Consider the following 11,458-nt stretch of genomic DNA (forward strand, 5'->3'; position numbering starts at 1 on the left):
GGACGCGGCCCCGGGCCCGCGGGCACGCCCGCCGCCCACTCCGACGATGTCGCGCCGACGTTCGCGCTCGCCGCGCCGTGAGACGGGGGCCGGTCCGTGGCCCGGCCGCCTTCTGCGTTTCATCGTCGCGGTGTAGCGTTCGCTGCACACAACGACGATTGGAAGACGATGAGTGAGCGCATCCCCGAAGACGGCGTCGACGACGAGTTCAGCGGTGAGCAGCTCGGCGACGAGGACGCCGGCGACACCGCCGGCTGGGTTGAACCGGGCTCCGGCGAGGTCGACTACGCCGCGAACGACCCGATCGCCGAGGAGGAGTTCGCCGACGACCTCGTGACCAACGACGCCGTGGCAGGCGAGACGATCTGGCCCGGGCCCGGTGACGGCAACGACGGCCCGACCGGGGGCAACCAGCGCGAAGCGTCGCCCATTCTCGACGAGCACGACGATGACGACCCGGATGCGGGCGTGCTGACAGAAGAGGACGTCGAAGAAGAGGGCGTCTAGCGCCGGGCGGAGAACTTCTCCAGCTCGTCCGCCGTCGGATACGACGACTGGGCTCCGTCGCGGGTCGCAGCGAACGCCCCGACCAGGGAGGCGAACCGCGCCGCCCGCGCGAGATCGTCGCCCTGCGACAACCGCAGGGCGAGCGCGCCCATGAACGCGTCGCCGCATCCGGTCGTGTCCACCGGGTCGACCCGCACGGCAGCGATGTGCGAGACCTCTCCGTGATCGAAGACCGTCGCCCCGTCGGCGCCACGCGTGACGACCGCCCGAGGGATGCCCAGCTCGCCGAGACCGCGCGCGACAGCCGCGCTCTGGTCGCCGTCGGCAGGCACTCCGAACAGCTGGGCCGCCTCGTGCTCGTTGACCAGCAGCACATCGGTCGCCGCGAGCAGCTCGTGCGGCACGTCGGCGTACGGCGACAGGTTGAGCAGCACGGTGATGCCCTCGTCGCGGGCTCGGGATGCCGCCGCCGTCACGACGGCCGCATCCACTTCGAGGCACAGCCCGAGCACGGCGCGGCCGTCGAAGGCGTCGCCCTGCTCCACATCCGTCGCCGCCAGTCGCCCGTTCGCGCCCGGGCTGACGACGATCGTGTTCTCGCCGTCGGCGTTCACCGTGATCATCGCGGTTCCCGTGGCGACCTCCGGCACCACGCGCACACGCGAGGTGTCGACGCCCGCCGAGTCGAGCGATCGCCGCAGCAGGTCGCCGTGGGGGTCATCCCCCACCGCGCCGACCATCGTCACCGCGCCGCCGAGCCGGGCCGCCGCCACGGCCTGGTTGGCGCCCTTCCCGCCGGCGAGGGTGGCGAGCGCGGACCCGCGCACGGTCTCCCCCGGCCCGGGGAAACGTTCCGTCCGCACCACCAAGTCGGCGTTCAGCGACCCGACGATGACGAGTCCGGTTCGCGGTATCCGCTCGCCGCCTGTCACGCTTCCGCTTCCGTCGGGCGCGGGATCAGGAAGGAGATCGCCAGAGCGACGACGGTGATGGCGGCGCCGAGCAGCATGCCGCTGGAGTACCCCGTCGTCGAGGTGCTCCCGGCCGGCGACAGGGTGATCTGCAGCGCAGGGAGCAGCGCGAAGCTCAGACCCGCCCCCAGGTTGAAGGCGCCGGCGTTCAGTCCCGGAAGGAACCCCGGGTTGTCGGCCGGTGAGAGCACGATGCCGAGCCCGTTCAGCATGATGTTCACGATTCCGGCATACGTCACCCCGATGAGCACCGTCGTGACGATCAGCACGGGCAGCGAGTGCACGCCGACGAACGCCATGATCAGGGTGGCCACGATGGTGCCGATGAGACCGACCCGCAGCACGTTCCGGTAGCCGAGGGTCGGGGCGAGGCGGCCGGAGAAGGGCCCGACGATCCATCCGACGAGCGCGTACGGCGTGAGGAAGGCGAGCGACGCGAGGTCGGCCTCCATGCCGAAGCCCGCCGTGCCGTTCTGCGCCAGGGATGTGACGAGCCCGTTGACGACCGCGAAGACGCCGGTCATGGTCAGCAGCGTGGTGAGCAGGAGCGCCCAGGTACTGCGCCGGCGCAGGTAGGCGGGCGGCACCAGAGGCTGCGCGAGACGCTTCTCGACCATCCAGAACGCGGCGAAAGCCACGACGGCCACCACGATTCCCCCGACGACGATCCCCGCGTTCGCCCCGCCGAGCTTGCCCGCCTCGTTGAGCGCGATCAGCAGGGCTCCGATCGAGACGACCAGCGGGAGCACGCCCCACCAGTCCATCTTCGTTCCCTCGGACGGCTTCGACTCGACGCCCCACACGACGACCATGACCACCGCGACGACCGAGACGAGAGCGATCACCCAGAACACCGAACGGAACCCGAGCGTCGTGGCGAGCCAGCCGCCTGCGATCGCATCGACTCCGGCGATACCGCCGTTGACGGCCGTCAGCAGCCCCATCGCCGCGCCGTACTTCTTCGGGTCGGCGATCTCGGCGCGCAGCATCAGCAGACAGATCGGCACCACAGGACCGGCCACGCCCTGGATCGCCCGGCCGACGTACAGCATGGGCATATTGACGGCGAGCGCCGCGACGATGCTGCCGACACCCATGACGATCAACATGATGGCGAGGATGCGCTTGCGGCCGACGATGTCGCTGAGTCGCGGCAGGAAGAGGGAGAACAGGGCGGCGAGCGTGAAGAACATCGTCTGGGACAAGCCGACGGATGCGTCATCCGTCTTCAACTCGCGGGCGATGGTGACGAGAACGGGGCTCAGCATGCTCGCGTTCAGCTGGAACGCGACGCAGGCCGCGAGCAGGGCGGCGGTGAGGGCGCCGAGACGCACCTTCGAGCCGGGCGTCGTGGCGTCGGTGCCGGTGCTCATGCGGAGACCTCCCCGACCCGCTCCAGTGCGTCGACGACGAGCGCCCAGAAGCGTTCGTGGTCGAGGTCGGTGGCGGCGAAGGTCGTGCAGTCGTCGGGAGCAGGACTGCGGAAGTCGGCCACGGTCATCCCCAGTGTGAGGCTGCCAGTCAGCTCGATGTCGATCGGCACCTTCACGGTGCGCACGATGGTCGGATCGATCACGTAAGCGACCGCGCACGGGTCGTGCACCGGGGGCGAGTCGAAGCCCTGCGCCTGTTTGTACGTGCCGCCGAAGAACTCGAGCAGCTCCACGACGAACCGAGCGGGAGCAGTGCCGACCGCAGCGATCCTCTCGACGACCTCGGGGGTGGCGAGCGCCTGATGCGTCAGGTCGAGGCCGACCATCACCACCGGCCAGCTCTCGTTGAACACGATATGCGCCGCTTCGGGGTCGATCTTGATGTTGAACTCGGCAACCGGGCTCCAGTTGCCGACGTGGTATCCGCCTCCCATGAGAACGACCTCTTTCACGCGCTCCGCGATGCGGGGCTCCTTGCGCACGGCCAGCGCGATGTTCGTCAGCCCGCCGGTCGGAACCAGTGTCACGGTCTTGGGTTCGTGGGACATGATCGTCTCGATGATCAGGTCGACCGCGTGGCGGCTGTCGGCCTCGAGGGTCGCGGCTGGCAGCACCGGCCCATCCATGCCCGACTCGCCGTGGATGTCGGGAGCGTTCTCCAGCGCCCGCACGAGCGGCCGATCGCAGCCGGCGGCGATCGGCACGCCGGTCATGCCTGCGATCTGAGCCACGGCCAGCGCATTGCGCGTCACCTTCGGGAGCGTCTGGTTGCCGACGACGGTCGTGACCGCGAGCAGTTCGATGTCGGGGTTGCCGTGCGCGAGCAGCATCGCGATCGCGTCGTCATGGCCCGGGTCGCAGTCCAGGATGATCTTCGTGCCCATGGGGCTCCACTTCTTCGGGGTATTCGAGTTAAGCGGTTAATGCCTATCACGTTAAGCGTTTGACGCGAAATCAGGGTGCCGCCCCTCGGCCGCTAGCATCAATACATGCAACGGACGCCCCGAGTCACGGCCGCCACGGTGGCCGAACGAGCAGGGCTGTCCATCGCCACCGTGTCGTTGGTGCTCAATAACAAGACGCAGGGCAGGGTGTCCGAGGCGAACATCGCTCGCGTGCAGGCCGCGGTGGACGAGTTGGGCTATGTCATCGACCGCGGAGCCAGCGCACTCGCGCGCGGGCGGAGCGACCTCGTCATCCTCGTCGCGCCCGACCTTTCCAACCCCTTCTTCGGCGCCGTCATCCGTGGCATCAGTGCCGAACTCGGCGACCGTTTCCAGCTCGTCCTCTCAGTGACCGAGAGTGGCGTGCAGCCCACAGCGGCCGACCTCCGTCGCTTCGCCGGCCTCCGCCCTGCCGGCCTCCTGGTCGACGCCCCCTCCGACGCCTTCCTCGACGAGGTCGTCGACGGCGACCCCCTGGTGCTCCTGGACGCGCCGGAACTCGCGCATCCCGTCGCGACCGTCAACTACGACATGGCGGATGCGATCGACGAGCTCGCCGCACACCTCGCATCCCGAGGCCACACGACGATCGCCTACCTCGACAGCGTCACCGGAACCACCACGTTCGATCTGCGCCGTGACCGGGTGATCGCCGCTGCGGCCGAGCACGGGATGTCGGTCGAGGCCCCGGATGCGGCGCGCAGCGTGATCGACATGCACGCAGCGGCATATGCGTTCACCCAGGCCTGGCCGGCGCTGCGGGATGCCGGGGTGACCGCGGTCGTGTGCGCCACCGACACCCACGCGTACGGTGTGCTCGAAGCGGCACGCGGGCTCGCCATCCGGGTGCCGCAGGATCTGGCGGTGACGGGCTTCGACGACCTGCCGTACTCGGCCGTCACGTCACCGTCGCTGACGACGATCCGCCTTCCCGGCGAGCCCTTGGGCCGCGCCGCCGCACGCCGGCTCATCCACCAGATCGACGACACCCCGGCCGAGGATCTTCCTCCGCTGGTGGCAACGCTCGTGGCGCGCGACTCCACTCGGTGAGTCGCGGCGCGGGGAGCTTTGACGCCTCCCGTCACTCGGTGTTCTTGAATACCGAAATCTTCGTTGACCAGGGTTATTGCTTGCATTCGTTGACCCCATAGCCTGCTTATCAGCGCGGGGGCGCTGATAATCCACAAGCGTTCTGGGGGCTGCCGTTGTCCGTTCTACGAATCGATGCCGCACTGCTCGATGACGTCGCGTCGAAGATCACCACGTCGATACCTTCGGTGCGGTTCGCCCCGGAGCTTACGAGTGCCGACGACTCTCACACCGGCGCGGCAGAGGTGAGCACTGCGATCCGCGAGGCGGCGACGATGCAGAAGCTCCGCGCCGACGTCACAGCGGATGCGTTATTGGCCGTGGGCAATTCGCCTCGGGGCGTCGTGTCGACGTTCTCGGATGCGGATGCTGCTTTGGCGCGGGCGTTCTGATGCCGGTCGATGTAACGAACGGGCGCCGGGGAGCCAGCTGCGATCAGGCATCTCGCGATCATCCGGGCACGGAAAGCCACCGAACTGCGCGACGTGCACGCGACCGTGACCGCAGCACAAGCCACCGTGACTGACTCCGGCTGGTCAGGTAAAGCCCAGGTCGCACGGTCGCTACTCTGAGCGCGGCCGACACCCACGTCGATCATCTCGTCATTTTGGGATCCGCAGGGATCTCACAATCGATCTCGGATAGCGAGTCTCTCAATGTCCCGAAGGGCCAAGTGTTCGCGTCTCAGGGCCACCACGACGCCTGGGCGGCTGTCGGGCAGACCACGAGCCGGCGACAAGACCCGACAGCACCGTCGTTCGGGGCTCGTGTTTTCAGTTCCGAATCGGCGCAAGACGAGGAAGGGAAAACACTTCACGGCACCACCCAACACGGTCCGTTCAGCTCTACGAAAAGCGAGGGCAAGTACAGCTATTTCGATCTGAACACGACGGCTATGTACAACACGGCGTTCGCAACCACGGGGCATGGGGAAGCCGTCATTTCCGGCGGGACGCCAGCAGACCGACTGGCTTTGCAGATAGCAGACAGAGCTGACGATGTTGGGCGCAAAGGAGTCATATGGGCACCCCAAGAATGAGGCTGCTGGTGTTTGCCGGATTGGGCGCGATGTGTGCCCTGCTGGCCGGCTGTACGGCTAGTCCTAAGGACACTTCGAAGAAAGAAGGGGAGATGCTCAGTTCTGCAGAAGCCAAAGGCGAAGTGCGTGAGCTTTACGAAGCGACGAAATTGTTGGTTGGCGGAGATTGGATTGAGGACACACGAAGCTGGGAGCGCTGCACCACCGAGGTTGGCGACGTCGGTGTGAGATACCACTTCTACACTGTTCGCGCCTCCCAGCCTCTCCAGGATCGTCCCGAGAACGTTGCGGAGCAAGTTCGTTCTGTTTGGCGGGAGCACGGGCATGCAATCGACGAAATCACTCATAACACCGACATGAAGCCACCTCGATCCATCGTGTCGGATCCACCATGGTTGGGCGGAAGCGCGCCCAACGGCTCGCTGTTTCAGGTCATGGTCGGCACAGACTTCGCGAACTATTTGGCGACAAGCCGATGCGTCCTAGGAGACCTCGATGCCCTTCGAGCCACTGAGACCTCTCACCTCGACGACGGCTCCGGCGGAGCTCTCTGAATGGCATCGCGTGGCCAGACGATTTGCGCGAACAGACCCTGTATCGGACGGAGGGAAGTCCGTGGGCTCGCAAATGGCCAGAAATCTGATGGCGCTGACAGTGCTGGCCGCGAGCGTGACGCTCGCGAGTGGCTGTAGTAGCGCGCCACCCGCAATGGCGAAACACGAAACGAAGCGAGCCGAGTTGACATCCGAAGAGGCGAAGGCCGAAATCCGAGAGATGTATGAGCTCACCAAGAACTCGGTTGGCGGGACCTGGACAACGTACTCGCGCAACTGGTGGACATGTTCTTCGTCCGAAGCGGAACCCAGGGCGGCGTACTCGATGATGTATCGCCGGGCGGGTCAACCGCTGCCGAGCGACCCGGCCGACGTCGCAGAGCAATTACGAGAGATCTGGTCGGCTCACGGGCACAGGGTCGAGGTCGTGTTCGACAAATCGACTCGAAGAGACCACTACATCCTCTCCGATCCTCCCTGGCTGTCAGGATCAAGCCCCGACCTGCCGCTCATCCAGTTCACGGTCGGCGAAGACTACGCCAGCTTCAAAGCAACGAGCCGCTGCGTGCCCGGCGACTACGGAGAACTCGGGACGCAGGAGCCCGAGCGCGGCCAAGACGAGGGCGAGATCGGCGAGTGAAAGCAGTAACCAAGAGCGTCGCGCGGATCGAGGGCGTTCAACTCTCGACAGAGGACGCCACAGCGCGCACGCTGCGCTCGAGAAACGCCACGATCTCCTCTGACGGCAGATCCGTACCGAGCGCGCTCTCGACGAGCGCTTCCTCCGCAAAGGCGACCCAGGAGCGAAGGGCGATGCGCAGCAGTTCCGAATCGGTCGCGCCAAGCTCCAGGAAGACGGCGACAACGCGCTCAGCCTGAAGCGCTCTCGCCTGCTCGACCACTTCGCGCACTTCCGAATCCCCGCTGGCGACACCACGAACAAGCGAGAAGAACGTGCCGCGGTGATCGCGCACGAACCGCACGATCCGGGTCAACGTGTCGTGCAAGCGGTCGAGCGGCGGGAGGTCGGGCAGGGGTTCGGAGGCGTGCAGCATGCTGTCGCGCGCGGTGCGCACCACTTCTCTGCGCAGACCGTTCTTCGAACCGAAATAGTGGAAAAGCAAGCCCCGGGACACACCCGCCTGCGCAGAAAGATACTCGATCGTCAGCGACTCGAGCGGGCGCTCTGCGAGCGAAGCGACACCGATCGCCACCAATTGGGCGCGACGCTCCTCGGGGGTCAGCCGGGTTCGCCGATCGTCCTGCATGCAGCGAGCCTATCCGCCCTGCACCGAGCCAATCCCAGCCGAGGCTCGACCGCCTCACCGCGCATGAGGTCGGAGAACTAGGCCGCTTTCCCGCTGTTTCTCCGGCACGACGGACAGGTCGGCGGCGCGTCGGCCGAAATGTCCGGCGCACCCCACCCACCCCACACATCACTCCCGCTCTATTGACATGCCGTCAATAAGCACTACGCTCCTTCCTGGGAGTGCGCATGTGACCCAGATGGGGGCCGCGGCCCCTCGTGCCCCGTTCGAACGCAGGATCAAGGAGGATCTGTGAAGTTCAGAAAGCTCACCGGCACCCACGCCGGGCGCATCGTGCTCGCCGCCGTGCCTGTCGCCGTGGTGTCCACCGTGCTGATGGCCGGAGTCGCGAACGGCGCCGTGCCCGTCTCGTTCGCGGTGTCGGGCAGCCAGTTCCAGATCAGCGCCTCGCAACTCGACGGTACGGGCTTCTCCCAGTACGCGGGCGTCGCCCCTGACACGGCGGGCAAGAACCATCAGGTCGCCATCGCCAACATCGCGTCGGCGAACCTCTCCGACCTGTGCCAGTCCGTGGTCACGGACACCCCGATGGGCAAGGTCGGTCTGCTCATCACCGCCGGCGGGAACGGCAAGCCGGCCAGCGCCACCGACCTCCAGATCGGGATGACCGACCTCAAGGGCGACGCCGACTTCGGCAACATCCGCATCGGTGTCGACGCATCGACGGTGAACACGGCGCACAAGGGCGGCGCGGGCGACTTCGCGCAAGACGCCGACACCGTGAAGATCAAGAACCTCCAGCAGACAGCTTGGAGCACCCAGGCCTCCGTCTTCACGCTCACGGGCATGCACGTGCAGCTCACCGACGGCGCCAAAGGATGCTTCTAGAACATGGCCTCCGCATCCCGTCGCCAGAACGGTGACGTGCCGATCCGGAACAGCCGCACGCGATTCGGCGCGTGGCGGCGCGGTCGACCGTTCGTCGGCGGACTCCTCGTCGCACTTTCGGGAATCGAGCTGTTCTTCTCCGGTCAGCTCGACATCGGCAAGATCCATGTGCAGCTCGGACTAGAGGGGCTGCAGGCGACGATCATCCCGGTGGTGCTGGTGCTGCTCGGCGTGCTGATCGTCACCATGCCGGCGCACCGCATCTTCTACGGCGTAATCGCGCTCGCGATCGCGGTGTACTCGCTCGTCGGCGTGAACCTGGGCGGCTTCTTCGTCGGCATGCTTCTGGGCGCTGTCGGGGGCGTGCTCACCGTGGCGTGGATGCCCAAGCCCACGGTCGAACCGACGCCACCGGCCGCCGAGCCCCACCCGGCGAGCGCGGACGCTCCCCCGCTTCCGCAGGAGCAATCCTGACCGCCGGCAAGCGCAGCGCGCGGCCCGCGGCTCGGGGCGCGGTCGTGTTGGCGCTCGCCGTGGCGCTCACCGGTCTCGGCGCGGCGCCGGTCGCCCCCACGTCGCTGTGCATCCCCATCCTGATGAAATGCGACGCCCCGTCGCCGACCCCCTCCCCCACGCCGACCCTGCCCGGTCTGCCCCTCCCCGGCGGCGGCAGCAGTGGCGGCAGCGGCGGCGCCGGCGGCGGCAGCAGTGGCGGCAGCGGCGGCGCCGGCGGCGGCGGCAGCGAAGACGGATCGCCCGCATCCGGCACCGCGACACCGACGCCCACCCCGCCTGCCCCGGATGCGGGGGCCCCGACCTTCACGCTGCCTCCGGCCCAGCTCGGCGGCTCCTCGATCACGTTCTCGGGTCTGAAGGGCATCACCGTCGTCGAGGTTCCGCTTGCCGACGGCAGCAAGACTCCTGCCTTGAAGCTGGTCGCCGACCGGATCGCGATCGACGACTTCACACTCACGGTTCGCAAAGAGTCGGGCCCGGTGCTGCTCACGACCGCCGACCGCATGGAGTTGCGCGGTGACGTGCAGGTCTACGTCGACTCGGCGACCGCCACGCTGCTCGACGGCACCCCGCTCACGCTCGGGGCGTCGACTCCGCCACCGAAAGACGGCCTTCCCCCGCAGCTCCTCAAGGTGAATCTGGGGCTGCTGGGCGTGACCGCCGGATCCATCTCGTTCAAGGCATCCCACCAGGCCCTCAGCGAATAGGGCAGGAATCGAGCGAGAGATCCGGCACATTTTCTGCCCTCCGATGGTCATCGGGAGGGTGCTCGACTGAATACGCTTGACGTATGTCCAAAGTGCTCACAAGTCTTCCCGTTGGCGAACGCGTCGGAATCGCCTTCTCCGGCGGTCTCGATACGTCCGTCGCCGTCGCCTGGATGCGCGAGAACGGCGCCGTGCCGTGCACGTACACGGCCGACCTCGGGCAGCCCGACGAGCCCGACGTCGAGGCCGTTCCCGGCCGCGCTCACGAGTACGGCGCTGAGATCGCGCGTCTCGTCGACTGCCGCGCCGCCCTGGTCGAGGAGGGTCTGGTCGCACTCGCGTGCGGCGCCTTCCACATCCGCTCCGGGGGCAAGACCTACTTCAACACCACGCCTCTCGGGCGCGCCGTCACCGGCACGCTGCTCGTTCGCGCGATGAAAGAGGACGACGTCGAGATCTGGGGCGACGGCTCCACCTACAAGGGCAACGACATCGAGCGGTTCTACCGCTACGGCCTGCTCGCCAACCCGCGCCTGCGCATCTACAAGCCGTGGCTCGACGAAGCGTTCGTCACGCAGCTGGGCGGCCGCTCCGAGATGAGCGAGTGGCTCGTCGCGCGCGGCTTCCCCTACAAGGCCTCCGCCGAGAAGGCGTACTCCACCGACGCCAACATCTGGGGCGCGACCCACGAGGCCAAGCTGCTCGAGCAGCTGGATGCGGGCATCGAGATCGTGGAGCCGATCATGGGCGTGCCGTTCTGGCGCGACGAGGTCGAGATCGAGCGCGAAGACGTGACCGTGACGTTCGAGGCGGGACGCCCGGTCGCCCTCAACGGCGTCGAGTACTCCGACCCGGTCGAGCTCGTGCTCGAGGCCAACGCCATCGGCGGCCGCCACGGTCTCGGGATGAGCGACCAGATCGAGAACCGCATCATCGAGGCGAAGTCCCGCGGTATCTACGAGGCCCCGGGTATGGCCCTGCTGCACATCGCCTACGAGCGCCTCCTGAACGCCATCCACAACGAAGACACGGTGGCGAACTACCACCAGGAGGGCCGCCGCCTGGGCCGCCTGATGTACGAGGGCCGCTGGCTCGACCCGCAGTCGCTCATGCTGCGCGAGTCCATCCAGCGCTGGGTCGGCTCCGCCGTCACCGGCGAGGTCACCCTGCGCCTGCGCCGCGGCGACGACTACACCATCCTCGACACCCGCGGTCCGTCGCTCAGCTACCAGGCCGAGAAGCTCTCGATGGAGCGCGTCGGCGACGCTGCGTTCGGCCCGCTCGACCGCATCGGCCAACTGACCATGCGCAACCTCGACATCGCCGACACCCGGCAGCGGCTCGAGCAGTACGCTCGCGCCGGCATCGTCGGAGGCGCCACGGCTCAGCTGGTGGGCGACCTCCAGCAGGGCGAGGCCGCGTCGATCACGGCCGGCGACACCGAGTCGGCTCTCGAAGCCGCCACCGACGCCGCCAACGAGGCCGCCGCGTTCGACCTCGGTACCGACTGACCCGATAACAGCACAGCGACCGCGAGAGGAG

13 protein-coding genes are annotated in these 11,458 nt (G+C 67.5%); 9 read left to right on the top strand and 4 right to left on the bottom strand.

Features of this window, described 5'->3' with window-relative positions:
• The first annotated feature begins 168 nt into the window (after nucleotides 1–168).
• A complete protein-coding gene (locus ACFVWR_RS18530) occupies nucleotides 169–507 on the top strand; it encodes a hypothetical protein (protein ID WP_387215706.1) in 339 nt (112 codons plus the stop codon).
• Here ACFVWR_RS18530 and ACFVWR_RS18535 read toward each other — a convergent pair.
• The 3 genes from ACFVWR_RS18535 to ACFVWR_RS18545 are packed head-to-tail and all read right to left on the bottom strand — an operon-like array spanning nucleotide 504 to nucleotide 3,795.
• Nucleotides 504–1,439: a ribokinase gene (locus ACFVWR_RS18535; protein WP_387215709.1), complete on the bottom strand. Its 936-nt coding sequence runs from the start codon at nucleotides 1,437–1,439 to the stop codon at nucleotides 504–506. The two genes, ACFVWR_RS18530 and ACFVWR_RS18535, sit on opposite strands and share 4 nt — an antisense overlap.
• On the bottom strand, nucleotides 1,436–2,851 hold the full coding sequence (locus tag ACFVWR_RS18540) for an MFS transporter (protein ID WP_387215712.1): 1,416 nt from the start codon (nucleotides 2,849–2,851) through the stop codon (nucleotides 1,436–1,438). Before ACFVWR_RS18540 ends, ACFVWR_RS18535 begins: the two co-directional genes overlap by 4 nt.
• Complete coding sequence (locus ACFVWR_RS18545; protein ID WP_387215715.1) at nucleotides 2,848–3,795, bottom strand: nucleoside hydrolase; 948 nt, start codon at nucleotides 3,793–3,795, stop codon at nucleotides 2,848–2,850. Before ACFVWR_RS18545 ends, ACFVWR_RS18540 begins: the two co-directional genes overlap by 4 nt.
• A 105-nt stretch (nucleotides 3,796–3,900) precedes the next feature.
• Between ACFVWR_RS18545 and ACFVWR_RS18550 the strand changes: the two genes are divergently transcribed.
• The 4 genes from ACFVWR_RS18550 (at nucleotide 3,901) to ACFVWR_RS18565 (ending at nucleotide 7,177) form a co-directional block, all read left to right on the top strand.
• Nucleotides 3,901–4,905: a LacI family DNA-binding transcriptional regulator gene (locus ACFVWR_RS18550; protein WP_387215718.1), complete on the top strand. Its 1,005-nt coding sequence runs from the start codon at nucleotides 3,901–3,903 to the stop codon at nucleotides 4,903–4,905.
• Between the two features lie 155 nt (nucleotides 4,906–5,060).
• Entirely contained in the window at nucleotides 5,061–5,336 is a 276-nt protein-coding gene (locus ACFVWR_RS18555; RefSeq protein ID WP_387215721.1) for a hypothetical protein, read from the top strand.
• Nucleotides 5,337–5,964: 628 nt separating this feature from the next.
• A complete protein-coding gene (locus tag ACFVWR_RS18560) occupies nucleotides 5,965–6,537 on the top strand; it encodes a hypothetical protein (RefSeq protein ID WP_387215724.1) in 573 nt (190 codons plus the stop codon).
• A gap of 88 nt (nucleotides 6,538–6,625) precedes the next feature.
• Entirely contained in the window at nucleotides 6,626–7,177 is a 552-nt protein-coding gene (locus ACFVWR_RS18565) for a hypothetical protein (RefSeq protein WP_387215728.1), read from the top strand.
• 37 nt (nucleotides 7,178–7,214) lie between these two features.
• On the opposite strand, the gene ACFVWR_RS18570 is transcribed toward ACFVWR_RS18565, so the two are convergent.
• Nucleotides 7,215–7,751, bottom strand: a complete 537-nt coding sequence (locus ACFVWR_RS18570) for a TetR/AcrR family transcriptional regulator (RefSeq protein ID WP_387215743.1) — start codon at nucleotides 7,749–7,751, stop codon at nucleotides 7,215–7,217.
• A gap of 345 nt (nucleotides 7,752–8,096) precedes the next feature.
• Between ACFVWR_RS18570 and ACFVWR_RS18575 the strand changes: the two genes are divergently transcribed.
• From ACFVWR_RS18575 to argG, 4 genes are all read left to right on the top strand, one after another.
• Nucleotides 8,097–8,693: a DUF6230 family protein gene (locus ACFVWR_RS18575; RefSeq protein ID WP_387215731.1), complete on the top strand. Its 597-nt coding sequence runs from the start codon at nucleotides 8,097–8,099 to the stop codon at nucleotides 8,691–8,693.
• 3 nt (nucleotides 8,694–8,696) lie between these two features.
• Complete coding sequence (locus ACFVWR_RS18580) at nucleotides 8,697–9,167, top strand: DUF6114 domain-containing protein (protein ID WP_387215734.1); 471 nt, start codon at nucleotides 8,697–8,699, stop codon at nucleotides 9,165–9,167.
• A 44-nt stretch (nucleotides 9,168–9,211) separates the two neighbouring features.
• Nucleotides 9,212–9,916, top strand: a complete 705-nt coding sequence (locus ACFVWR_RS18585; RefSeq protein WP_387215737.1) for a hypothetical protein — start codon at nucleotides 9,212–9,214, stop codon at nucleotides 9,914–9,916.
• Nucleotides 9,917–9,999: 83 nt separating this feature from the next.
• The gene (gene argG, locus ACFVWR_RS18590; protein WP_387215740.1) at nucleotides 10,000–11,427 is read left to right on the top strand and encodes an argininosuccinate synthase; all 1,428 of its coding nucleotides are present in this window, start codon (nucleotides 10,000–10,002) and stop codon (nucleotides 11,425–11,427) included.
• Nucleotides 11,428–11,458 lie beyond the last annotated feature (31 nt).

This window comes from Leifsonia sp. NPDC058292 (assembly GCF_042880955.1).
Lineage (GTDB): Bacteria > Actinomycetota > Actinomycetes > Actinomycetales > Microbacteriaceae > Leifsonia.

What these genes read in the sequence shown, in the direction of transcription:
- ACFVWR_RS18540 (WP_387215712.1), bottom strand. Translation starts at nt 2,851, where the DNA reads ATGAGCACCGGCACCGACGCCACGACGCCCGGCTCGAAGGTGCGTCTC.
- ACFVWR_RS18560 (WP_387215724.1), top strand. Translation starts at nt 5,965, where the DNA reads ATGGGCACCCCAAGAATGAGGCTGCTGGTGTTTGCCGGATTGGGCGCG.
- ACFVWR_RS18565 (WP_387215728.1), top strand. Translation starts at nt 6,626, where the DNA reads ATGGCGCTGACAGTGCTGGCCGCGAGCGTGACGCTCGCGAGTGGCTGT.
- ACFVWR_RS18550 (WP_387215718.1), top strand. Translation starts at nt 3,901, where the DNA reads ATGCAACGGACGCCCCGAGTCACGGCCGCCACGGTGGCCGAACGAGCA.
- ACFVWR_RS18580 (WP_387215734.1), top strand. Translation starts at nt 8,697, where the DNA reads ATGGCCTCCGCATCCCGTCGCCAGAACGGTGACGTGCCGATCCGGAAC.
- ACFVWR_RS18545 (WP_387215715.1), bottom strand. Translation starts at nt 3,795, where the DNA reads ATGGGCACGAAGATCATCCTGGACTGCGACCCGGGCCATGACGACGCG.
- argG (WP_387215740.1), top strand. Translation starts at nt 10,000, where the DNA reads ATGTCCAAAGTGCTCACAAGTCTTCCCGTTGGCGAACGCGTCGGAATC.
- ACFVWR_RS18530 (WP_387215706.1), top strand. Translation starts at nt 169, where the DNA reads ATGAGTGAGCGCATCCCCGAAGACGGCGTCGACGACGAGTTCAGCGGT.